The organism is Acidimicrobiales bacterium, assembly GCA_040219515.1.
GTDB lineage: Bacteria > Actinomycetota > Acidimicrobiia > Acidimicrobiales > Aldehydirespiratoraceae > JAJRXC01.
Map to the genome: position 1 here is coordinate 54,702 of JAVJSI010000016.1, position 22,501 is coordinate 77,202.

19 protein-coding genes and 1 tRNA gene are annotated in these 22,501 nt (G+C 66.8%); 15 read left to right on the forward strand and 5 right to left on the reverse strand.

Annotated features, from left to right (window positions below; all coding sequences use genetic code 11):
* Positions 1-122: 122 nt before the first annotated feature.
* From lepA to RIB98_16265, 5 genes are all read left to right on the forward strand, one after another.
* Positions 123-1,907, forward strand: coding sequence for a translation elongation factor 4 (gene lepA / locus RIB98_16245; protein MEQ8842534.1), 1,785 nt, complete (start codon positions 123-125; stop codon positions 1,905-1,907).
* 37 nt (positions 1,908-1,944) lie between these two features.
* On the forward strand, positions 1,945-2,934 hold the full coding sequence (hrcA, locus tag RIB98_16250; GenBank protein ID MEQ8842535.1) for a heat-inducible transcriptional repressor HrcA: 990 nt from the start codon (positions 1,945-1,947) through the stop codon (positions 2,932-2,934).
* Positions 2,934-4,028: a molecular chaperone DnaJ gene (dnaJ, locus tag RIB98_16255; GenBank protein ID MEQ8842536.1), complete on the forward strand. Its 1,095-nt coding sequence runs from the start codon at positions 2,934-2,936 to the stop codon at positions 4,026-4,028. Before hrcA ends, dnaJ begins: the two co-directional genes overlap by 1 nt.
* Positions 4,025-4,717 carry an RsmE family RNA methyltransferase gene (locus RIB98_16260; protein ID MEQ8842537.1) on the forward strand — a complete coding sequence of 231 codons (693 nt, stop codon included), beginning with the start codon at positions 4,025-4,027 and terminating at the stop codon, positions 4,715-4,717. The genes dnaJ and RIB98_16260 overlap by 4 nt, the downstream gene beginning before the upstream one ends.
* 187 nt (positions 4,718-4,904) lie before the next feature.
* Positions 4,905-5,402 carry a transcriptional regulator gene (locus tag RIB98_16265; GenBank protein ID MEQ8842538.1) on the forward strand — a complete coding sequence of 166 codons (498 nt, stop codon included), beginning with the start codon at positions 4,905-4,907 and terminating at the stop codon, positions 5,400-5,402.
* Positions 5,403-5,435: 33 nt separating this feature from the next.
* Here the strand turns inward: RIB98_16265 and RIB98_16270 are convergent, their stop codons facing one another.
* Both RIB98_16270 and RIB98_16275 read right to left on the reverse strand, forming a co-directional pair.
* Positions 5,436-6,155: a hypothetical protein gene (locus RIB98_16270; GenBank protein MEQ8842539.1), complete on the reverse strand. Its 720-nt coding sequence runs from the start codon at positions 6,153-6,155 to the stop codon at positions 5,436-5,438.
* Positions 6,152-7,273 (reverse strand): hypothetical protein, encoded by a 1,122-nt coding sequence (locus RIB98_16275; GenBank protein MEQ8842540.1) that lies wholly within the window; start codon positions 7,271-7,273, stop codon positions 6,152-6,154. The genes RIB98_16270 and RIB98_16275 overlap by 4 nt, the downstream gene beginning before the upstream one ends.
* A 94-nt stretch (positions 7,274-7,367) precedes the next feature.
* Between RIB98_16275 and RIB98_16280 the strand changes: the two genes are divergently transcribed.
* The 5 genes from RIB98_16280 to RIB98_16300 are packed head-to-tail and all read left to right on the forward strand — an operon-like array spanning position 7,368 to position 12,408.
* Positions 7,368-8,777, forward strand: coding sequence for a DUF512 domain-containing protein (locus tag RIB98_16280; protein ID MEQ8842541.1), 1,410 nt, complete (start codon positions 7,368-7,370; stop codon positions 8,775-8,777).
* On the forward strand, positions 8,774-10,087 hold the full coding sequence (gene der / locus RIB98_16285; GenBank protein MEQ8842542.1) for a ribosome biogenesis GTPase Der: 1,314 nt from the start codon (positions 8,774-8,776) through the stop codon (positions 10,085-10,087). The genes RIB98_16280 and der overlap by 4 nt, the downstream gene beginning before the upstream one ends.
* Before the next feature lie 49 nt (positions 10,088-10,136).
* On the forward strand, positions 10,137-11,219 hold the full coding sequence (locus RIB98_16290) for a PP2C family protein-serine/threonine phosphatase (protein ID MEQ8842543.1): 1,083 nt from the start codon (positions 10,137-10,139) through the stop codon (positions 11,217-11,219).
* A 37-nt stretch (positions 11,220-11,256) separates the two neighbouring features.
* Positions 11,257-11,466 carry a hypothetical protein gene (locus RIB98_16295; GenBank protein MEQ8842544.1) on the forward strand — a complete coding sequence of 70 codons (210 nt, stop codon included), beginning with the start codon at positions 11,257-11,259 and terminating at the stop codon, positions 11,464-11,466.
* 54 nt (positions 11,467-11,520) lie between these two features.
* Positions 11,521-12,408, forward strand: coding sequence for a fructose bisphosphate aldolase (locus RIB98_16300; GenBank protein MEQ8842545.1), 888 nt, complete (start codon positions 11,521-11,523; stop codon positions 12,406-12,408).
* Here RIB98_16300 and RIB98_16305 read toward each other — a convergent pair whose 3' ends face one another.
* Entirely contained in the window at positions 12,409-15,105 is a 2,697-nt protein-coding gene (locus tag RIB98_16305) for an efflux RND transporter permease subunit (GenBank protein ID MEQ8842546.1), read from the reverse strand.
* Between the two features lie 63 nt (positions 15,106-15,168).
* Between RIB98_16305 and RIB98_16310 the strand changes: the two genes are divergently transcribed.
* From RIB98_16310 to RIB98_16325, 4 genes are all read left to right on the forward strand, one after another.
* Positions 15,169-15,243 (forward strand) — tRNA-Pro (locus RIB98_16310).
* A 323-nt stretch (positions 15,244-15,566) separates the two neighbouring features.
* Entirely contained in the window at positions 15,567-16,154 is a 588-nt protein-coding gene (locus RIB98_16315; protein ID MEQ8842547.1) for a sigma-70 family RNA polymerase sigma factor, read from the forward strand.
* A gap of 96 nt (positions 16,155-16,250) precedes the next feature.
* Complete coding sequence (locus tag RIB98_16320) at positions 16,251-18,134, forward strand: ATP-binding protein (GenBank protein ID MEQ8842548.1); 1,884 nt, start codon at positions 16,251-16,253, stop codon at positions 18,132-18,134.
* A gap of 60 nt (positions 18,135-18,194) precedes the next feature.
* A complete protein-coding gene (locus tag RIB98_16325) occupies positions 18,195-20,012 on the forward strand; it encodes a DUF4338 domain-containing protein (protein ID MEQ8842549.1) in 1,818 nt (605 codons plus the stop codon).
* A 620-nt stretch (positions 20,013-20,632) separates the two neighbouring features.
* Here RIB98_16325 and RIB98_16330 read toward each other — a convergent pair.
* Entirely contained in the window at positions 20,633-20,788 is a 156-nt protein-coding gene (locus tag RIB98_16330; GenBank protein ID MEQ8842550.1) for a hypothetical protein, read from the reverse strand.
* A 713-nt stretch (positions 20,789-21,501) separates the two neighbouring features.
* Complete coding sequence (locus RIB98_16335; protein ID MEQ8842551.1) at positions 21,502-21,744, reverse strand: hypothetical protein; 243 nt, start codon at positions 21,742-21,744, stop codon at positions 21,502-21,504.
* A 103-nt stretch (positions 21,745-21,847) separates the two neighbouring features.
* Between RIB98_16335 and RIB98_16340 the strand changes: the two genes are divergently transcribed.
* Entirely contained in the window at positions 21,848-22,495 is a 648-nt protein-coding gene (locus RIB98_16340) for a hypothetical protein (GenBank protein ID MEQ8842552.1), read from the forward strand.
* Positions 22,496-22,501 lie beyond the last annotated feature (6 nt).

Here is a 22,501-nt window from a genome sequence, read left to right on the forward strand (position 1 = left end):
GCAGCGGATTACGCCGCTGGCGAGCAGCGGGAGATGGTGCACCGAGGGTGCGAAAGAACAGCACGAGCGTATCCGGAAGCGGTACGGGATCGCACCCACGGTTCGGTATCGTCACCGTCAGCATGGACCTCGATCGCATTCGCAACACGTCGATCATCGCGCACATCGACCATGGCAAGTCGACCCTCGCCGATCGCATGCTCGAGCTGACCGGCGCGGTCGATGCCCGCGACATGCGGGCCCAGTACCTGGACTCGATGGATCTCGAGCGCGAGCGGGGTATCACGATCAAGTTGCAGTCGGTGCGGCTCGAATGGGACGGCCACGTCGTCAACCTGATCGACACCCCCGGCCACGTCGACTTCGGCTACGAGGTGAGCCGTTCGCTCGCCGCGTGCGAGAGCGTCATCCTGGTCGTCGATGCCTCCCAGGGCATCGAGGCGCAGACCCTGGCCAACTGCTATCTGGCGATGGAGAACGAGCTCGAGATCGTCGCCTGTCTCAACAAGATCGACCTGCCGGCCGCCGACCCCGACAAGTACGCGGCCGAGATCGAACAGGTGCTCGGCATCCCCGCTCGTGACATCCTGCGCATCTCGGCGAAGACCGGCGAGGGCGTCAGCGAACTCCTCGACGCCGTGCTCGCCACCACGCCGGCTCCCGAGGGCGATGCCGAGGCACCGCTGCAGGCGCTGATCTTCGACTCGCACTTCGATCAGTACCGCGGCGTGGTGTCGTCCATTCGCGTCGTCAACGGTGTGCTGTCGAGCAAGGACAAGCTCCGCTTCATGCACGCGGGCACGAGTCACGAGGTCGACGAGATCGGGGTCCGGACACCCGACAGCATGCCGGTCGACCAGCTCGGACCGGGCGAGACCGGCTATCTCATCGCCGGCATCAAGGACGTGGGCGAAGCCCGGTCGGGTGAAACGGTCACCACCGACCGCAAGGGTGCCGACGTCGCCCTGGCGGGCTACGCCGAGCCGAAACCGATGGTGTTCTCCGGGCTGTATCCGATCGACGGTGACGAGTTCACCGATCTGCGCGAGGCGCTCGAGAAGCTCCGGCTCAACGACTCCAGCTTCACGTACGAACCCGAGACCTCGGGGGCGCTGGGGTTCGGTTTCCGCTGCGGTTTTCTCGGACTGCTCCACATGGAGATCGTGCGCGAGCGACTCGAGCGCGAGTTCGGTCTGTCGCTGATCTCCACCGCACCGTCGGTGGAGTACCACGTCACCAAGACCGACGGCACCGAGGTCGTCGTCTCCAATCCCTCGCAGCTTCCGCCGGCCGGCGAGATCCAACACATCGCCGAGCCGTACCTGAAGGCCACCGTCCTCGCCCCGACCGACTACACGGGCACGATCATGGACCTCTGCCAGACCCGGCGCGGCGAGATGAGCAAGATGGAATACCTCTCGCCCGAGCGCGTCGAGCTGCACTACCGGCTGCCCCTGGCCGAGGTCGTGATCGACTTCTTCGATCAGCTGAAGAGCCGCACCCAGGGCTACGCGAGCCTCGACTACGAGACCGATGACTACGCCATCGACAGCCTCGTGCGGGTCGACATCCTCCTCCACGGCGATCCGGTCGACGCGTTCAGCGCCATCGTCCACAAGGACAAGGCCTACGACTACGGCAAGAAGATGGCCGAGAAGCTGAAAGAACTCATTCCCCGCCAGCAGTTCGAGGTGCCGATCCAGGCGGCCATCGGCGGCAAGATCATCGCCCGGTCGACCGTGCGAGCCTTCCGCAAGGACGTCACCGAGAAGCTCTACGGCGGCGACGTCACGCGCAAGAACAAGCTGCTGAAGAAGCAGAAGGAAGGCAAGAAGCGGATGAAGTCGATCGGTCGGGTCGACATTCCGCAGGAAGCCTTCATCTCGGCGCTCCAGCTCGACGATTGATGCCGGTCGGGCCGGGCTCGGCCGGTATCCTGGCCGGATGCTCGACGATCGGAAAGCCGCCATCCTGTCGGCGGTCGTGCAGGAGTACATCCAGACCGCCCAGCCAGTGGGATCGGGTCGCATCGCCGACGCGCCCGGCGTGGCCGTGTCCTCGGCCACCGTGCGCAACGAGATGTCGGCCCTGGAGGAGCAGGGGTATCTCGCCCAGCCGCACACCAGCGCGGGGCGGATTCCGACCGACAAGGGCTACCGGTTCTTCGTCGACCACCTCCGCTCGATGGAACCGGCGCTGGTCGCGTCGGATCGTGGCCGGGTGAAGGACTTCTTCGCCGCGGCCAGTGGCGAACTCGAGTCGACCCTCGCCCGCACCTCTGATCTGCTCACCTCGCTCACCGACTGCACCGCCGTCGTGGTCGGGCCGAGCGCCACCGCCGCCACCATCCGCTCGACCCAGCTCGTCGATCTGTCCACCCACATCGCGATGGTCGTCGCCGTGATGTCCAACGGCGTGATCGAGAAGCGCACTGTCGAGGTCGCCACCGAGCTCACCGCCGACATCGTGGCCGACGCGAGCCGGCGGCTGGCCGCTGCGGTCGACGGCAAGACACTCGGCGAACTCGAGGGCGAGGCCTTGGGCGCCGACGACCCGTTGTTGTCTGCGGCCCTCGCTGCGCTCAGCGCGGCCGGTCGGGAGGCCGAGGTCTACGTCGGTGGTGCCTCTCGTGTGGCCTCGGCCTTCGAGGCCGTCGAGCAGGTCCGCGACATCCTCACCATCCTCGAACAGCAGATCGTCGTCGTCACGCTGATCAGCGACGTGCTGGGGCGTGGCATGCGGGTGGCGATCGGTGAGGAAACCGGTGTCGAGCCGCTCGCCGAGTGCTCCCTGGTGGTCGCTCCCTACGAGGTCGAGGGGCAGGTGGCCGGCACGATCGGCGTGCTCGGCCCGACCCGGATGAACTACACACAAGCGCTGGCCGCGGTCGCGGTGGTCAGCCGTCGTCTCGGTAACGTGCTCACAGAGGGCTGATGGCTGACTACTACGAAACGCTCGGCGTTGCATCGAACGCGACCGAGGAAGAGATCAAGCGCGCCTACAAGAAGCTGGCGCGCACGTACCACCCCGACCTGAACCCGGGCGACATCGAGGCCGAGGCGAGATTCAAGGAAGTCGGTGCCGCCTACGAGGTGCTGTCCGACCGGGAGCGTCGCAGTCGCTTCGATCGCTTCGGCACTGACCAGCCCCAGGGTGCCGACTTCGCCGGTGGGTTCGGCGACATCTTCGAGGCGTTCTTCGGCGGCAACGGCGGCTTCGGGGGCGGCGGTCGCAGCGGCCCACCGCGCGGCGAGGATCTCGAGGCCCACGTCGACCTCGACCTCGAGGACGTGGTCTTCGGCGGCGAGCGGGAGGTCACCATCCGTACCGCGGTGCGCTGCGAACCCTGCGATGGGTCGGGTGCGGCGGTCGGCACCAGCCCCGACACCTGCGGCGAGTGCGGCGGCGCGGGCCAGGTCCGTCGCGTTCGTCAGTCGGTGCTCGGTCAGATGGTCACGGCCACGGCTTGCCCGACCTGCGGCGGTCTGGGCAAGACCATTGCGACGCCGTGTGGCATGTGCGAAGGCCAGGGCCGCACGATCGAGAAGCGCACCTACAGCGTCGAGGTGCCGGCGGGTGTCGACGATGGATCCACCCTGCGGCTCACGGGCCGCGGTGCGGCCGGGCCCCGTGGCGGCAGCAACGGCGACCTCTATGTCCACGTCCGGGTGCGGCCCCATCCCACGTTCCGACGGGAGGGCGACGACCTCGTCCACGAGCTCTACGTGCCGTTCACCCAGGCGACGCTCGGGGCCCACATCGAATACGAAACGCTCGACGGGCCCGAAGACCTCATGGTGCCGCGCGGCACCGAGTCGGGCACCACCTTCCGGCTGCGGGGGCGAGGCGTGCCCCATGTGCGGGGCCGGGGGCGCGGTGACCTGCGCGTGAACGTCGTGGTCGACGTGCCCGACGATCTCGACGACGAGCAGGAGGCGCTCCTGCGTCAGCTGGCCGAGCTTCGTGGCGAGGAGATCGCCGAACCCGACCAGAGCATCTTCTCGCGGATCAAGTCCGCGTTCACGTGACCGCCGGCGATCCGTCGCCCGACGGATCCCACGGTCCCCATGTGCTGGTCGACTCGGTCGAGGACCCACAGTTGTCCGACGACGATCGCCATCACCTCACGCGGGTGTTGCGGGTGCGCGACGGCGACGCACTCACTGTCGGCGACGGTGCGGGCCGTTGGCGCCCGTGCCGCCTCGGCGCGGAGCCGGAGCCCACCGACCGCGTCCATGTGGTGCCCGGGCCGCGACCGGCGATCGGTGTGGCGTTCGCGCTCATCAAGGGTGGTCGGCCCGAATTGGTGGTGCAGAAGCTCACCGAGCTCGGCGTCGACGTCATCGTGCCGTTCACCGCGGGCCGCTCGGTCGTGCGCTGGGACGACACGAAGGCCGTCAAGAACCACGACCGGTTGCAGCGAGTGGCACGCGAGGCCGTCATGCAGTGCCGGCGGGCGTGGTTGCCGACCATCGAACCGGTGACGACCTTCGATGCCGTCGCCGCACGACCCGGCACGAGCATGGCGGACCGTCTCGGCGGGCCCGTGGACCTCGCCACCCCGCTCGTGATGATCGGTCCCGAAGGTGGATGGGACCCGCACGAGTCGGCGTCGGAGCTGCCCCGTGTGGGTCTCGCCGAACCGGTCCTGCGGGCCGAGACCGCAGCGATCGCGGCGGGTGTGCTCCTGGCGTCGGCCCGGTCCGGGGCCGCCTGAGAGGCGCGATCCCGGCCGAGATCCCGAACCTTCGCATCCGCTGTCGTTGCCACCATGGGTCGTTTGGCCTAACGTCAGCTGTTCACGGTGCGTCACCACCCGGCCCCTGGTCGTGGGGACCATCGTTGCGCGGGAGGGTGAAGGGCGAATGTCAGAAACCAACATTTCTCAGGAATACAGCAAACGGGTGGGTGATCGCCTACGGGCGATTCGTCGACAGAAGCGCTTGTCACTCCAAGAGGTTGAGGCAGCGTCGACGCAGGAGTTCAAGGCATCGGTGCTCGGGGCCTACGAACGGGGTGAGCGGGCGATCTCGGTACCCCGCCTCCAGCGCCTGGCCCGCTTTTACAACGTTCCGGTCGACCAGCTGCTGCCGGCCGACATCGGTCCGAGCTTCGGGCTCGCCCCGGCGCCGGAGACGGTGATCGATCTCACCGATCGACCCGGGCGACGCGAGGGGGAATCGATCACCATCGACCTGACGCGCCTCGAGAAGCTGTCCGGCCCCGAGGCCGAGATGCTCAACCGCTACCTCACCATGATCCAGGTGCAGCGCCAGGACTTCAACGGTCGGGTGCTGACGATCCGGGCCAACGACCTCCAGGCCCTTGCTGCGATCCTCGGCACCGGCGTCGACGGCGCCGGCCCCCGCCTGCACGATCTGGGCCTGAGCTACCAGCCCTGAGATCCCGTCGGTCGGTTGATCGTCGGTCTCGGGTCAGTCGGGGAGTGAAAGAACCAATCCGGGATGGATGAGGTCGACGTCGTCGCCGATCGCAGTCCGGTTCTCGTCGATCAGCCGTTGCCAGTAGGCCGTCACGGACGCGGTGGTGGGGGTTGCGCCGCGCTCGGCCATGGTTTCCTCGGCGATCCGCCAGAGGTGGTCGCCGGGCGCGACCGTCCAGGTCGCCGCGGTCGAGGGTGAGGTCTCGGTCGTGGTGGCGGTCGCGGTGCCCGAGGGGACCGGGTCGGGTGCGGGACCGAGGTCGCGTAGTACCGGGCCCGTCTCGTCGACCGGCTGGTTCACCGGACCGAGGTCGTGGAGCAGCGGGGGCTCGGCGGGGTCGGCGGCGTGCGCGACGCCGGGGACCGAGACGGTGATCGTTGCGACCGAGGCCAGGAGTGCACGACGCAGCGAACGCGGCGCCGTGAACCTCCAGAGGGCGGCGGCGAACGCTGACCGGGTGAGGGCAGCCGCGAGACCGAGGACGGCGACGACAGCGAGCCATCCAGCCACGGCGATGCCCACGTGGCGAAGCAGCGCAATCGTGGCGCCGGCCGTGCCGAGTTCGGCCCACCACGTCTCGAGTTCGGTGGTCGAGCCGGGTGGCCCGGACACGGGAAGCCGGACGAGCAGGAGTGCGCTCGCAGTGGCGATCGCGGCCATCGTCGCGCTCTGACGCAGCGCAGGTACCGAGGCCGATGGGTCCGTGGTCATGGTGTCTCCGTGGTGAACAGTCGGGAGCCGCCGGGCTCGAGGATGCGGAGCTCGTGACAGTCGAGATCCTCGACCGCTTCGAGGCCGACGGCCTCGGGCGCGAGGCTGGTGGCGGTGGCTGTCGCCGCTTCGTCGGCCGCCGGCCAGGTGGCGAAGACGGCGACGAGCCCAGTGGCCGATTGGAGGAGCGCCGGGGTCTTGGTGCCGTCACAGTTCCAGTCGCCCAGCACCGCGATGTCGGTCGGGTCGCCGAGACCGTAGCGCCGTCCCTCGTGCACGAACTCGATGGCGGCCTCCGGAGGCTGGGTGGGGCCGGGGACGGGGGTGGCCTCGGCAGTGGTGGTGGCGGGGGCGGTGCTCGAGGTCGACGTCGACGTCGACGTCGACGTCGACGACAGTGTGGTCGAGGAGGCGGAGGCGACGAGAGGAGCGGACGCCGGGTCGGCGGTCGTGGGGTCGTTGGCGCCGATCGCCGAGATCAACGAGATTCCTCCAACGGCGACGGCGACCGTGAATGCCGCGGCGACAGGGTGGCGGGGGAGGCGCACCCGCCGGCGGCCGAGGGAGCCCGAGGCGGTCGGCATGTCGTCGAGGCGGTCGGTGAGCGTCCGGGCCGTGAGGCTGCCGGTCGAGGCCTCGTCGGCGAGGCCGAGGAGCGCGTCCCGCAACTCGGTTGTGGCCCCCGGGGCGAGATGGCGGATGAGGTCACCGAGCGCCGCGAGGTCGTCGGCTTCACCGACCGGGTCGAACGGGGTTGCGTCGGCCAGTCCGCAGATCACCGGCCGGCGGCTGCCGCTCACGACGACGTGGTCGGCGACGAGGGACCGGTGGGCCAGGCCGAGGTCGTGGAGGTCGGCGACGGTCGATGCCAACGTCGCCAGGCCTTCGACGATCTCGCGGTCGGTGGCCGGGGGGGTGCGGGCCCAGGTGTCGGTGCCCACGTAGGCCGTGTGCAGTTCGGGCGGGTCGCCGTCGACGAAGTCGACGTAGGGGACCAGACCCGGATGATCGAGGCGGGCGAGCAACTCCGCTTCGCGACGGCGGCGGCCGGGGTCGGAGGCCTCGGCGCGCTTGACCGCGATCAAACGATCGTCGATGCGAGTGACGGTGATGGTCATACAGCATGAAATAACACGAAAAGTGCGTAGATGCAATCTCCTGGTGTGTCGTTCGCCATCATGGGCTGTCGGGTGCGAGCGCTAGCCTTGTGGGATGTCGTCGCCCCGAGTCGTTGCGGTCGAGCCGGGTTCGCCGGCTGCCCTCGCGGGTATCCGCGCGGGCGACGAGATCCGGGCGATCGACGGCGAAGTGCCGCGCGACGTCATCCGTTGGCAGATCCTCACCGACGAACCCGAGGTGCATCTCTCCATCGAGCGCGACGATGCCCGGGTGGAGACGGTGGTGCACAAGGCCGACGGCGAACCGTTGGGAATCGAGGTGCACGCCGCGGTCTTCGACAAGGTGCAGACCTGCGACAACCATTGTGAGTTCTGCTTCATCCATCAGCTCCCCAAGGGCATGCGACGGTCGCTCTACCTGAAGGACGACGACTATCGCCTGTCCTTCCTCTACGGGAACTTCACCACGCTCACGCGGTTCACGGAGCTCGATCTCGAGCGGGTCATCACCGAGCGGCTGTCGCCGCTGCACGTGTCGATTCATGCCACCGACCCCGAGATCCGCGCCGACATCCTGCGCAACCGCCGCGGCGCCGTCTCGTTGCGGTGGCTTCGGGCCCTGCTCGACGCCGGGATCGAGGTCCACGGCCAGGTCGTGGTCTGCCCGGGCCTCAACGACGGCGACGTGCTCGACGACACCCTGGCCGGCGTCCTCGAACGCTTCCCCGAACTCGCCACCGTGTGCGTGGTGCCGCTCGGCGTCTCCCAGTTCAACACCCAGGAGCGCATGCGGCCCCACACGCTGGCCGAGGCCCAGCGCGTCGTCGATGTGGTCGACGGCTGGCAGGAGACCTTTCTCGCTGCCCTCGGCCGCCGCGTGGTGTTCGCGGCCGACGAGTACTACCTGCTCGCCGAGCGGCCGTTTCCGGCCGCCGAGATCTACGGCGACTTCCCGATGCACGAGGACGGCATCGGCATGGCCCGCACTCTCGAAGCCGAGTTCCACGACCCCACCGCCGAGCCGACCGGCACGCAGGCCGGATTCTTCGCCTGGGTCGACGGTGCTCCCGCCGACGGCTATCGAGCGCCTCGCACCGATTCGCCCGCCACGGCGGTCGCCGCAGCCGGGAGCGGTCCGGTCGCGTTGGTCCCGGTCTCGTTGACGCCTCGACCCAACGCGCCGGTCGGGATTCTCACCGGCACCCTGGGGGCGCCGATTCTGGCGCCGCTCGTGGCCGAGATCGGGCGCGACGACGTGCGGGTGATCCCCGTCCCCAACGACTACTTCGGCGGCAACATCGGGGTGAGCGGCCTGATGGTCGGCGAAGACATCGCCCGCGTCCTCGCCGCCGAGCCCGAAGGCCACCGCTACGTCTTGCCCGACGTCTGTCTGAGTCGAGGTGTCTTCCTCGACGGCACCCGCCCGGAGGACCTGCCGCGACCCGTCGAGGTCATTGCGACCGATGGCGCTGCCCTGCGCCGAGCCCTGGAGGGCGTCCGATGAAGAAGCCGTTGGTTGCGATCGTCGGACGGCCCAATGTCGGCAAGTCCACCCTGGTCAACCGCATCCTCGGGCGCCGCGAGGCGATCGTCGAGGAGCGACCGGGCGTCACCCGCGATCGCAAGGAAGTGGAGTGCGAATGGCTCGGTCACGAGTTCCGTCTGCTCGACACGGGCGGATGGATGACCGACGGCGATGAACTCGACGACAAGGTGACGGCGCAGAGCGAGCGGGCGATGGCCGAGGCCGACGTGGTGATGTTCGTGCTCGACTCGACGGTTGGGGTCACTCCCGACGACGTGCAGGTGGCCAATCTCCTGCGCCGCTCGCCGATTCCCGTTCTCGTGGTGGGCAACAAGGTCGACGACGTCAGTCACGAGGCGGCGATCTGGGAGCTGCTGGGGCTGGGAATGGGCGACCCGTTCCCGGTCAGCGCGTTGCACGGGAAGGGCACCGGCGACCTGCTCGACGCGCTCATCGCCCTGCTGCCCGAACGCACCGACGAGTCCGACGAGGACGACACGCTCGACGCCGACGACGAGAAGATGTTCTCGGTCAGCCTGGTCGGTCGCCCCAACGTCGGGAAGTCGACACTGTTCAACCGGCTCATCGGTGAGGAGCGCTCGGTCGTCCACGACCGGCCCGGCACCACCCGCGATGCGATCGACACGATCGTCGAGACCGAACACGGACCGATCAAGTTCGTCGACACCGCCGGCATGCGCCGCAAGTCCCGCATCGACGAGGACACCGAGTACTACTCCACCGTGCGCGCCCTGAAGGCCGTCGACCTCTCCGACGTGGCGCTGCTGGTGATCGATGCGACGATCGGTATCACCCACCAGGACCAACGTCTCGCCGAGCGGGTCGACGGTGCGGGCTGTCCGATCGTCATCCTGCTCAACAAGTGGGAACTCCTCGGCACCGAGGCCCGCGAGAAGATCGCCGACGATCTCGAACGCAAGCTGTCGTTCCTGGCCGATCCGCCGGTCCTGCGCATCAGCGCGCTGACCGGCAAGGGAGTGAATCGGCTCTGGCCGGCACTGCAGACGGCTGTGGGGGAGTACCGCACCCGCATTCCGACCCGCGAGGTGAACAAGGTGATCCGTGCCGCCCAGGCCGCCCAGCCGGCGCCCCACGGGGCGCGGGTTCTCTACGCCACGCAGGGCGCCACCGATCCGCCGACGTTCACGCTGTTCGCCAATCGGGAAGTCCCCTCCACCTACCTGCGCTATCTCGAGCGTTCGCTGCGCGAGGCGTTCTCGCTCGGATCGACACCGATAAAGGTGCGGGTCCGAAAGCGCAGCGACTGAGCGCTACCATTCACAGACCGAGTTCGCCCGTGTCGCCGGAGGAGGCCCGATGACCACCATCATTCTCGGCATTCTCGCCCTGGTCGCTTCGGCGACCGCCGCGGTCTACGCCCATTCGGCCCGATTGAGAGTGCGGCTCGTCTCGCTCGTGAACTCCGATCCGGCGATGGACATCGAGGCCCACTCGCTGGCGTTCGCCTCGTACCGCAAGGAGGCGCACACCTCGCTGTTCTACGGCCTGCTCGCGCTCGCGGCGGCGACGGCTGCGGTGGTGGGTGGCGGTGGCACCGGCGCCCGCCCGTTCGGTCTGATGATCGTGCCGGCCGTGGCCGGGCTCTGGTGGTCTCGCAGTTCGAGCCGCGAGGCGCGCATGGCCCGCAACCGGTTCGACCTCGAACGCCGAGCCGGCGAGGCGCTCGAACAGGAACAGCTGGCCCCCAAGGCGTGGGCCGCTCGTCTGGCGCCCGAAGAGGTGCCCGACTTCAGCGGCTTCGAGATCGGTCGCGTCTACCAGGCCGGCTCGGGTCTGATGGCGGGTGACTTCTTCGATGTCCATCGCCTGAGCCCCACCCGCGTCGCGGCGGTCATCGGCGACGTCGCGGGTCACGGCATCGAGTCCTCGATCACCGCTTTTCAGGCGAAATACCTGCTCAGGGTGTTCCTGCGGCAGTTCCGTGATCCCGCCCAGGCGTTCGAAGAGCTCAACGCCCAGCTCGCGGCCGGCGACCGCCACGAGGAGTTCATCTCGGCCGTGGTCATCGTCTTCGACACCGAAGCGGGCACCCTGCGGTACGCCTCGGCGGGTCACCCGGCGGTGTTCCTGTTCCAGGAGGACGGCACCCTGCCACTGCGCTCCACCGGCCCGCTGCTGATGCTCGACCCCAAGGCCGGCTACTTCTCGCGCGAGATCTCCATGGAGAGCGGCGACCTGGTGGTCATGTACACCGATGGCCTGGCCGAAGCCCGGGCCGGTGGCCCGCTCTTCGGTGAGGAGCGCATCATCAAGACCGCCGAACGTGAGCTCAACGCGCCGGCCGACGTGCTGTGCAAGGCACTGCTGGATGCGGCGAAGGACCACGCCGGAGGCGTGATCGACGACGACACCGCCATCATGGCGATCCGTCGCGACTGAGCCGCAGAATCCCCTCCGGTCCGCCTAGCCTCGACCGATGCCGTGGTGCGAACCGTGTGAGAAGAACTGGACACCGTCGTCGCTCTCGGCCGACGGCAACTGTCCCGACTGCGGTCGACCAGTGGAGGGCACGCCGGGTGTCGACCACGCTCCCCACACGACGCCCTGGCATTTCTGGGTCGGTGTGGCCTTCGCCGCCGCCTACCTTCTGTGGCGCGCCGTCGAGGGACTGTTGCTGCTCTTCTGAGCCGGGTCTTCCGACCCAGGCGATCGGCGCCGGACGCGCCTATCCTCAGGCGTCATGAACGCGGACATGCTCCAGAAGATCAAGAACGAGAGCGGCTTCATCGCCGCCCTCGACCAGAGTGGTGGCAGCACTCCCAAGGCGCTGAAGCTCTACGGCATCGAGGAGGACGCCTACGACGGCGAGGAGGAGATGTTCGATCTCATCCACGCGATGCGGAGCCGCATCGTCACCAGCCCCAGCTTCAACGGCGACCGGGTGCTCGGCGCGATCCTTTTCGAGATGACCATGGACCGTGACATCGACGGTGTCGGCACCGCCGAGTACCTGTGGAACACCAAGAACGTCGTGCCGTTCCTGAAGGTCGACAAGGGCCTCGCCGACGAGGTCGACGGCGTGCAGGTCATGAAGCCGATGCCCGATCTCGACGCGCTGTGCGAGCGGGCCGTGGGCAAGGGCGTGTTCGGCACGAAGATGCGTTCGGTCATCAACGAGGCCGACGCCGCAGGCGTCGATGCGGTGGTCGACCAGCAGTTCGAGGTCGGCAAGCAGATCCTCGGTCACGGGCTGATGCCCATCATCGAGCCCGAGGTCAACATCAATTCCTCGACGAAGGCTGAGGCCGAGGCGTTGCTCAAGGCCGCCATTCTCCGCAATCTCGACGGTCTGGCCGACGACCAGCAGGTGATGCTGAAGCTCACGCTTCCCGAGGCCGACGGCTTCTACGCCGACCTGATCGCGCACCCCAAGGTGCTCAAGGTCGTGGCGCTGTCCGGCGGCTACTCACGCGACGAGTCCTGCGCCCGACTCGGTCGCCAGCAGGGCATGATCGCCAGCTTCTCGCGTGCCCTCACCGAGGGCCTCTCGGCCCAGCAGAGCGACGACGAGTTCAACTCGCTGCTCGACGGCGCGGTCGGCAGCATCGCCGCCGCGTCGGCCACCTGATCACGCCCGTCGGAAGCGGCGCCGCACTCGCGGGTTGACCCGGGCTCTGACCGTCTCGACGGCCAGATAGAGCGCCGGGAAGGCCGTGAGCACGAGGAACGTCGAGCTCACGAGGCCACCGATCAACACGAAACAGAGCGCTTCCCAGAACGGGTCGCTGAGGGCCAGTGGAAGAAGCCCGGCCACGGTGGTCGCAGTCGTGACCACGAGTGGACGGAAACGCCGTTCGACGGCCTCACGGATCGCTTCGGCCGGAGTCCCGCCGCGCCCGCGGGCCTGATTCGCGGCGTCGACGAGCAGGATGGTGTTGTTGACCGCCACGCCGATGAGGGCGATGAACCCGACCCCGACGAAGAAGCTGATGGAGTTGTCGGTGCGCTCGAGCAGGTTGAAGACGCCGAAGAACGAGAACGGCACGGCGAGGAACACGAGCAGCGGCTGGACCAGCGAACGGAACTGCAGCACGAGGAACAGCAGCGTCAGAACGATGGCGAAGATCAGGGCGATCCCCAGCGATGCGAAGTCGTCCTGGTTGTCGGACTCCAGCCCGAAGTCGAAGTTCAGGGCATCGGCATCGAGGCCGCGGGCCTCGAGATCGGCCGCCGGCCAGCGATCGGCGACGAAGTCCTCGGCGGCGGTGAGGTTGCTGGTGGTGTCGTCGGTGTCGAATGCCGCCCGCACCTCGAGCTTGGGAACCCCGTCGGTCCGCCACACCTGGTCGGCGGAGGCGACGAAGGCGGTGGTGAACCGGGTCGGGTCACCCGTGGTCTTGTCGATCATGCTCCCGGGCAACGCCTCGGCCACTTCCATGGCGAGGGCCTCGGCCGCCGCGAGCTGGCCTTCGTCGAAGACGATCTGGACCTGGAAGGGGAACTCGTCGACCGGCGGTCCGACGTCGACCGGATTCGCGACGACCCGAACGCCCTCGACCTCGGCGGTGGCCTGCTCGATACGGTCGACGTAGCCGGGCGAGGTCTCACCGCGGTCGCTCATCGGCACGAGATCCACGAAGGCGAACGAGCCCCGAGCATTGCCGCTCACGACCTGGTAGCGCTCGGCATCGTCCCCGAGTACGTCGAGCACGATGGTGTCGATGTCGGCCTGGATCGCTCGCGCGACGTCGATCGTGGTGCCGGGGTCGAAGTCGACGCTGATCTGGAGCGCATTCGAGTCCTTGGTCGGAGGGAAGATGTTGAATCCGATTCGTCCGGCCGCACCGAAGGAGTTGGCGATCATGGCGACGGCGAGGGCGACGAGCCCCACCCACACCACGCGCCCCCGCCAGCCGTGACCGGCCGGATAGGCGGCGAGACGACCGAGATCGCGGGCCACGCGTTTCTGGAGGCGGACGACGGGCCCGGTGGCCCTGGAGCCCCGCAGGATGAAGACACGACCGAGTGTCGGGATGACGGTGACCGACAGCAGGAACGACAGCGCCAGGGTGAGCATGACGGTGACCGGGATCGGACGGATGAACTCGCCGAGGATGCCGCTGATGAACACCATCGGTGCGAAGACGGTGAGGGTGCTGAGCGTGCCCGCGAACGAGGCTGCCCCGACGCGATCGACCGCGGCGCGGATGACCCCGACCTCACGGGGGTCTTCGTTGGTCGCGATGTCCCGATTGGCATCGACGGATTCGCTGACGACGATGGCGTCGTCCACGAGGAGCCCGAGCGTCAGGATGAGCCCGAACAGCGTGATGGTGTTGAGCGAGTAGCCGATGAGCAGGAGGCCGATGAGCGACGTGAGCATGACGGTGGCCATGAACGCCGCCGTCAGCACGGCCGCACGCCAGCCGATGAGCAGGAGGCTGATGAGGGCCACTGCGACGAGGCCGACGAGGAGGTTGGACGTGAGTGAGCCGAGTTGGGCCCGGATGTCGTCGGCGAACTCCGCGCCGATCACTGCTCTGAAGCCCTCGTCGAGGCCCACACCGTCGTCGAGTCGCTGCTGCACGGCGTCGCTGAACTCGAGGGTGTCGACGTCGGCGTCGTCGTTGCGGATCAGGCCGACGCCGATCGATTCCGTGCTCGACGTGTCGCCCTGTTCCGCGTAGCGCGTGAACGACGTCCGCCGGATCTCCTCCTCGGCCGTCGTGGGGTTGACGGATGCGGTCAGCAGGTCCAGGGGTTCGGCCAGCGAGACCTCGTCGAGACCGTCGAGCATGTCGGCGGCCCGACTGGCCTGTGACTGGAGCGTGTCCGCCGAGGCGCTGTCGGGGCCGATGATCGTGACGATGATGTCGTAGGTGTCGTTGAACTTCGTGGCGTCGACCGGCTCGATGGTGAGATCGACCACGTCCGGGAGGACCGGCTCGGCCACCGCGGTGAGCGCGGCCACCCCGTCGCGCGACGAGAATGACGAGTCGAACTCCACGACGCCGACGAACCCGTTGTCGCGAGCGAACGTGCGAATCTGGTCGACCCCCTCCACGTCGGCGTAGGCGGCCTCGAACGGGATCGCGATCTCGGCGTCGACCCGAGCGGGATCGTCCACGAAGTACGTGGCTTCCGCGACGACGACGGGGATGTTGACCGGGGGGAAGCCCTCGCGGTCGAGTCCGTCGGCGTAGGCGTAGCTGCCGAGAAGCAGCAGGCCGGCCCAGACGACGAGCGTCGCACGCGGTCGTCGAGTCGCCAGGAGCGCCGCCCGCGTGACGAGGCGCGTCCGTTCTGGTGGGGGAGAACCAGGCACCGGGAGAACGTACTCCAATGCGGTAGGTCCGGCCCCCCAACGCGGGTATCGTCACTGCCGTCACGGGCTGTGGCGCAGCTTGGTTAGCGCGTCGGTCTGGGGGACCGAAGGTCGGAGGTTCAAATCCTCTCAGCCCGACAACGAAACTCCCGCAGCGGACCTTGGGGATTGGCCCAAGGTCCGTACCGGGTGTAGCGGGCTCGATGTTGGGTTCGGACACCGCATGGACACGCCGGTCCGGTCTCGGAGTTCGGCTCCCAAGAAAGTTCTGGGTCCGCGTGCAAAAAACTGGGGTGTGGGTGGCCTTTACTCCATGAGAGGCACATTTCTGAGCCGTCCCGGTTACTCCGGTACGGGGCGGGAAACCGTGGTACACTCTCGTTTCACAACTTATCCCCGAGAGCTAGGGCCCGGGTTGGACAACTGTTCCGGCTCGAATACACCCCGAGGCGATACTCGTCATGGCTTGCCATGGGCTCTCTCTGATTACGGAGGAACCCATGGTTCATTCATTTTTGCCCGACAATTCGCCCGTTACCGAGGCTCAGCTTCGCCAGTTCCACGCTGGTGTGAAGCGCCGGAGTTCGAGCCTTCTGAACGAACAGGACGTCGAGGACCTTGCGTCCGACATCCTTGTCGATGCGTACGCAGCAGCTAAGCGGCTGGGGTACGACCCGATGCGGTTGGCGTTCGCCATGTCGAAGAATCGCCCGAGGTACTACAGCCGGGCCAAGACCCGCAAGGTCCGAGAACTCGGCGAACTCGACCTGCTTGTCGCCGGTGACGACCCCGATGACCCCGAAGACGAACTGGTCGATGACACGGCCTGGACCGACCATCGGGCCTCGTTCGAGGACCTGCTGGGTCTGAACGCCATGCTCCAGGACTTGCCCGAGCACCAGCGCCACGTCGTAGAACTCGACCTGGCAGGCCTTACCGATGACGAGATTGGCCAGGTCCTCGACCGGTCCGTCTCCACCGTTAGTCGCCGGCGCACGGCCGCAAGAGCCTCGATTCGGCGACAGTGTCGCCACACCGGGTCGGCCTGACCCCGACATCTAGAAGTCGCCCCGGGGGACAGCCCCCCGGGGCACCACACAGCGCAACAGTCGCTGTGCAACAGCAAACCCGAGGAGGGTACTGAAATGACTAGGAAGAACACAGCTCAGGAGCATCTCGAGAAGCAGCGCGACTACGTCAAGAAGCGTCAGCTCGAGAATCAGAAGAAGGCGGCTGCCAACAGCGGCTCCGCCGGGCTCGTCGACGAGAAGATGTTGGCGGAGACCATGCGGTCCGTTCGCTACCGGGACGAAGCGCACGCAGCCGGCGACCTCATCGACAACGCGATCGAGTCCGGGGCCACACAGGTTCACCTGGCGTTCAAGACCAACGGCAACGTCATCGAGGAGGTCGCCTTCATCGACGACGGCTCCGGCATCGACGCTACGTTCCTGCCGCACGCCACCAAGTGGGGCGGCTCGTCGAACGAGGGGCAACGCAACACCTTTGGTCGGTTCGGGTTTGGGCTTTCCAGCGCCTCCGTGAACCGCGGGCGCGCCTACGACGTCATCTCCCGGACGAACCCTGGCGGCTTCAAGAAGGTGACCGTCGACCTTGACAATCTGTCGCAGGTGGGCGGGCTCGTCGAACTCCCTGAGGTCAACGACGGAGACCTCCCGGATTGGGTGGTCGACTACATCGAACGCGGCGCTAGCGATGAGCACGAGGCCTTTGAGGGCGGCGTCGACGCCGTTCGCACCGTTGTCATCTGGCGGAAGCTGGACCGGCTGAACTGGCACAAGCGACCCCAGGCCTCGGCGAAGTACCGCGAGCACCTTGGGATTACCTACGCGAGCTGGCTCGGAGTTATTCGCCTCGTGGTCGAGGGAGCGCGAGTCGAACCCGTCGATGTGCTGTTCACGACGCCTGGTCATCGATGGTTTGAGATTGATGACTACCCCGGAGCCGACCCGCAGACTTCGATTGAGTTCGATGTCCCCGACGCGAACGGGCAGAAGCATCCGGTCAAGGTGCGGTTCTCGTACCTGAGCGTCCCCGCCTACAACGCGCTTGCGTTGCCGTCGGGGCGCGGCCGGCCATCCAAGGTGCGCGCGAACGTCCGGAAGAACAACAACGGGGTCTTCGTCACCAGGAATGGCCGCTTCATCGAACTCGTGAAGACGGACGTCATCTCCTGGAACAACTACATGCGCCAGGTCGGCGTTGCCCTTGACTTCCCGCCTGCCCTCGACGAGGTGTTCGGGGTGACACCGGACAAGCAGACCATCGTCTTCAACGAGCGCGTAGAGGACCTCTTGAGGACGCACGGGGTCGTCCGGGCGATGAACTCCCTCCGCGACCAGGTTGGCGCAGAGAGAAAGCTCGACGACATCTCGGACGATGCGATTCCCGATGAGGCCGACGAGAACACTCAGCGACCCTCGGAGAAGGTCATTGCCAAGGTGGTCGAGCGCGACTTCCGGAGCGCCCGAAAGGAGAGCGATGAGGCGAGGGCCGAGGCGGCGCGGAATCTTCGACGCCGGGTCAAGGAGGCGGCCGCCGAAACCGGGCTTCCGGAGGAGGACATCGAGGAGGCCATCGTCGCCCGGCAACAGAAGCGCCCGTACCGCGTCGAGTTCATCAACCAGACCGCGGACGAGGCCTTCTACACCCCTTACATGGACGGCAGCCAGCTCGTAGTGCGGGTCAACACAGCGCATCCGTGGTATCGCGAGGTCTATAGCCGACTCGATGCCGGCCAGGCGGAGATTCGCTCCGGGCTCGAACTAACGCTGTTCGTGTTGGGGATGAGCGAGATTGATTCCACGGGGGAGATGCGCATCTTCTATCGGTCCGAGCGCCTCGAGTGGTCTAGGAAGCTCGCGGACGCGTTCGACCTGCACCCGCTTGTCTTCAATGAAGCGGACTCACTGGAGGACGCCCGTGAGTTCGACGAGGGCCCGTGGGTGGAAGATGAGGAAGACGATGAGCAACCCGCCGAGAAGGGCGCCGATACGGGAGCGGGATAGGAAGCACGAGGGCGGCCGGGGCCATAAGGGCCCCGGCCGAGAGCGTCCGAGGTGAACGCGATGAGCATGCCGACCAAGAAGGAGAAGAAGGCCCTCCGCCAGAGGGTGCTCGATGAACTCGCGAACGTGCGCGGCCACACGGCCCTGGCACTCGACTCCGAGGGGACAGACGCGAAGGACCATCTGCGCATGGCTCATGGGACACAGCGACAGGAGCTCCTCGACTCGTCGACTGAGTGGCTGGTCGCCAACGAGGACCGGATGCTCGAGCAGTTCGCGAACGGTTCGGATGTCGACCCCGCGGCGATTGACCCGGTCGTGGTCCCCGTTCGGACCCAGGGGGACGCCGATACCTTTCGATTTGCAGCTCTTCAGTGGTCCGTCCCGGTGTCTCAGGGGTACGGGCGACGGAGCCGGTTCCTCGTCCGCGACCGGCAGAACGACAAGCTGCTGGCAATCTTCGCATTGGGCGACCCGGTCATCGCTCAACGCTCCCGCGAGAAGGCGATTGGTTGGACTACTGAGCAGCGCAACCTAAGGCTCTACAACGTCTACGACGCGTTCGTCCTCGGCGCCGTCGAGCCCTACCGGCAGCTGCTCGGCGGAAAGCTCGTTGCCCTGCTGATGCTCTCAAACGAGACGCGCACCTTCCTCGCGAACAAGTACCGCGGGAACACAACCGAGATTGCTGGCCTTGTGAAGGACCCGACTCCCGCCCTCATAACGACGTCGTCGGCGCTCGGCCGCTCCTCGGTCTACAACCGCGTCACATACCGAGGGACGAAGATGCTCCATTCGGTCGGGTTCACCGAGGGCTACGGCCACTTTCAGTTCTCGGGTGACCTCTTCGAGGAGCTTCGATCGTACGCCCGCCGCGTGGCTGAGGGAGATGTCAACCAAGCGGGGCGCCATCAGTCGAATCGCTTCGGCAAGGGGCCCAACTGGCGGTTCAGGGTCATTCGGAATGCACTTGAGCTACTTGAGGTCGACGAGCAGCTGCTGCAGCACAACGTTCGACGCGAAGTCTTCTTGGCGCCGGTGGCCCACAACTGGGATTCCTATCTCCGCGGTGATGAAGATGAACTCGACGAGTTCGACCTACCTACCGCACAACTCGCTGAGTACTACCGCGAGCGCTGGGCGGTGGGGCGAGCGGAACGCAAGCCCGCATTCCGCTTCTGGGACCGGACTGAACTGCGGCTCACGCCGCAGCTGTCGAGCCGTCCAGTCCAGTTATCGCTGGCCAGTGCGCAAGTAGCGGCCGGTCGTGTCGAACTCGGCGCGTATCACCTTCGAATCGGCGTGGGGGTCGAGGACTGCAGAGGCAAAGCCCCTTCCGGTCGTGTGCTCGATGGACGTGCCTACCTCAGCCTCCTCGAGGGGCCCGACACTGCCCTCACGCTCGCCGACATCGAGTGGGAGGACGGCCAGCGGGAAGTCGTCGGGTGGTCGGGCGGTAGCGGGAGCACCGAGGGCCTCATCCGGAGGCATCGCGTGCAGGTGTTCCCCGCGAAGCGATTCCGCGACATGGCTGCCATGGAGCTTCGGGCTGCTGTCGTGGGCCGGGACCAAGGCATCAGCATCAGGAAGACGACGAACGACCGGCTGTCTGCCCTCGTGGGATTCGATGTCGAGAAGGCCCTCGATGTCGAGTTCGGGGCGGTGACAGGAACCCGAGAGTCGCTGCTTCGAGATGACGGCTCCAGACGGGCACAGCTCTGCGCCGTCTTCCCCTCCGCGGACCGCGCAGTACCGGCACTGGTCTGGGCGTTGACTAGGCCGCTAGCCCTCTTGGGAGAGAGCATGAGCGAAGGGCTCTTGCTCGACTCGCCGATGCTTCGCAGGCGGCCGCCGTCGCTGGAGGAGTTCTCGACTTGAGCCCGACGCGGAGGCCACTTTCACTCCACCTTCGACTCGCCGTGTGGAGGTCCGACGAGTACGTCTGTCAGCATTGTCGCGGAGTTGGTTCGTGGCTCTCTCTCGAGGTTGACCACATCGTCCCGATTGCGCTCGGAGGCTCAGACATGTTCGAGAACCTCCAGACTCTGTGCCGGGGATGCAACCGCCGCAAGGGTGCCCGGTTCGTCGGTTGAGCTGTTTCAAGCGGTGGCGAGGGCTTCTCGGCATCGCGGAATGTCGAACAGCTCAACAAGCCGACGATGGAGCTCTCCCGACTATTCTCCCGCGTGCTCGAGGTCCGACGTCCATCGTTAGAGCTCCTGTGGTCGCCGCGGAGCTCGTTCTCCCAGATGTCGAATGCGAGCTCGAACTGGGCACCGCGATTCGTGGGGCGGGTGACAGACGTGAGTGCCGGCATCAACTCGCGCCGAACTTTCTCGCCGAACCGGCTATCGATGAGTACCGCCTCGAGGAAGATTCTCGCCCAATATGTAAATCGAGAGGGCCAGGGGTCTCGGAGCCCGGTGCGTCGGCTGAACTTTCGACACCCCCCCCGGGGCCCAGAGCCTTGCTTCCGCAGTTCTCCGAGCGCCTAGTGCTCAGGTGCGTACCGACTCGGCCGGGTGGTTCCGTATGCGGCCGAGGGCGTTCAGAGCTGCTCGTAGCGCCTCCTCGACAAGGTCCAGCTCGTCATCCGGCTGGTCGCCCTGCTCGAGTTCGTCCTCGTCGGGGTCGTACGAACTGACGCTAGGCATCAGCGGCCGCCTTGCTCGTGGGATGGCCGGGACACCTCGGTTGCCGGCCGGTTGCCAGTTGTTTGGTTATCGACTCCGTTTAAGCGCCCTCGTGCCGCGAGCAGGCCGAGTGCGTTGACTTCGCGGTCTGCGCGGCGATCGCATCCCGCGACGAATACCGGAGGCGGCGGAGGTGGTTCGAGCGATGTCGCCCGTTGGACGCCCTGGTTACCCGAGGTTCTACTGGTTTGGTACCGCAGGGGAGCCGCTGCGGTCTTCGGCGGAACCGCTGCCGTCACCGATGGAACCGCTGAGGGGTGCGTCCCCTCGACGCGCAGCGGTTCCGGATGGGGAACCGCTAGTTGGTCGAGGATGGAGGTAGTTACGGTCAGTGAGTACTCACTGCCGCGTCGACCGCGGCCCATAGCGATGAGTTCGAGCAGGCCGACCTCTACAAGCTCCTGCAGAAGCGGAGCGATCGCTGCGGACCGAAAGCCGAGCAGCTGTTGAAGCCGGCGCCGGGAGGTGAAGACGCTCGCACCGTCTCGGTCTGCGTCGATGGCCAAGACACGCATGACTATTCCGGCTCTCGTGGTGACGACGCCCTTGAGGACCAGGCTGTTGCCATACCTGGCCCACCCGAGGGCCGTGACGCCAATCTCGCGAAGGTTGAGGCGTCGGTCGCGTTCATCCACGGTCGCCTATGTCCGACGGTCGATTTACGTTCGGCCTGGTCATGTCACACCGCCCCGCGAACTCCGCTCAGCGGACTCCAGGAGCCATTTGCGGAGAGCGGCAATGGGGTACTGGACCTTCCCGCCGAGGCGGATAGAGAGCGGGCCTCGGTCGAGTGCTCGCCACTCGTAGAGCCGGGCTCGCGGGATGCCCATCGCCGACTCCACGGTTGTCACGTCGGCCATGGTTCGGCCATCCGCCTCCAGGTCGTCCAGCCACTTCGTCAGGTTCTCGTCGGTCATATCTGCCTCAGTTCCGTGCGGTCAGGTGCTCATCCGGACGCACTCTGGCGGAATTGGGTCGACTATGCAATAGTATGCGGACCTATACCTTAGGAGGTGAGTCATGGTGAATCCAGCCATCGAGGTGTCATTCGGGAATGGCGGGTGGATTTGTGCTGTGACGTCATCCCTCCCAGACCATGTGGCGTGGGTCCGGCTGGCGGACGCCGGTCATGGCTATCGGTCGGTCGAGGTCTTCGTCTTGGGTCGCGGCGGAGCACCTGTCGACGCCGACGTTCTTCGTGCGATTCCTCTGGCACGAATCGAGACAGTGGTGAACGTCAACCGCGTGGACCTCGAATCGCGGATGCAGCTCCCAGCCCCGCAACTGGCTACCGCAGCCCGGCACTACGCGACGAGTTTCGGCTCGGAGGCCGAGAGCACGTGGGTCACTGAGATGTTCGACAGCCAGATGGAAGACTTCACGGGTCACCGGCCCAATGAGCCGCGTCTAGAGCGCAGGAGCGGGAAGCCGAAGGAGTTGGCCTTGGAGAAGGCTCGTCTCGACATCCCGCCCGGCCGGAAGCGAGGAGACAACTTCTATCGCCAAGTCGCCGACGTGTACCGATTCCTTGCACCTCGGAGTCGGGCGGTGAACAAGCTGATTGCCGAGGCAAATGGTGTGCCCAAGACGACAGTCGACAGATGGGTGCGCGAGTGCCGAAAGCGGGGCTTCTTGCCGGCGACGCGTCAAGGCTCGGTGACCGCATGACAGCAT

Coding starts and splice junctions, on each gene's coding strand:
- RIB98_16325 (MEQ8842549.1), top strand. CDS start 18,195: ATGAGCATGCCGACCAAGAAGGAGAAGAAGGCCCTCCGCCAGAGGGTG.
- hrcA (MEQ8842535.1), top strand. CDS start 1,945: ATGCTCGACGATCGGAAAGCCGCCATCCTGTCGGCGGTCGTGCAGGAG.
- dnaJ (MEQ8842536.1), top strand. CDS start 2,934: ATGGCTGACTACTACGAAACGCTCGGCGTTGCATCGAACGCGACCGAG.
- RIB98_16315 (MEQ8842547.1), top strand. CDS start 15,567: ATGGCTTGCCATGGGCTCTCTCTGATTACGGAGGAACCCATGGTTCAT.
- RIB98_16330 (MEQ8842550.1), bottom strand. CDS start 20,788: ATGCCTAGCGTCAGTTCGTACGACCCCGACGAGGACGAACTCGAGCAG.
- RIB98_16270 (MEQ8842539.1), bottom strand. CDS start 6,155: ATGACCACGGACCCATCGGCCTCGGTACCTGCGCTGCGTCAGAGCGCG.
- RIB98_16320 (MEQ8842548.1), top strand. CDS start 16,251: ATGACTAGGAAGAACACAGCTCAGGAGCATCTCGAGAAGCAGCGCGAC.
- RIB98_16335 (MEQ8842551.1), bottom strand. CDS start 21,744: ATGACCGACGAGAACCTGACGAAGTGGCTGGACGACCTGGAGGCGGAT.
- RIB98_16340 (MEQ8842552.1), top strand. CDS start 21,848: ATGGTGAATCCAGCCATCGAGGTGTCATTCGGGAATGGCGGGTGGATT.
- der (MEQ8842542.1), top strand. CDS start 8,774: ATGAAGAAGCCGTTGGTTGCGATCGTCGGACGGCCCAATGTCGGCAAG.
- RIB98_16280 (MEQ8842541.1), top strand. CDS start 7,368: ATGTCGTCGCCCCGAGTCGTTGCGGTCGAGCCGGGTTCGCCGGCTGCC.
- RIB98_16300 (MEQ8842545.1), top strand. CDS start 11,521: ATGAACGCGGACATGCTCCAGAAGATCAAGAACGAGAGCGGCTTCATC.
- RIB98_16275 (MEQ8842540.1), bottom strand. CDS start 7,273: ATGACCATCACCGTCACTCGCATCGACGATCGTTTGATCGCGGTCAAG.
- lepA (MEQ8842534.1), top strand. CDS start 123: ATGGACCTCGATCGCATTCGCAACACGTCGATCATCGCGCACATCGAC.
- RIB98_16295 (MEQ8842544.1), top strand. CDS start 11,257: ATGCCGTGGTGCGAACCGTGTGAGAAGAACTGGACACCGTCGTCGCTC.
- RIB98_16290 (MEQ8842543.1), top strand. CDS start 10,137: ATGACCACCATCATTCTCGGCATTCTCGCCCTGGTCGCTTCGGCGACC.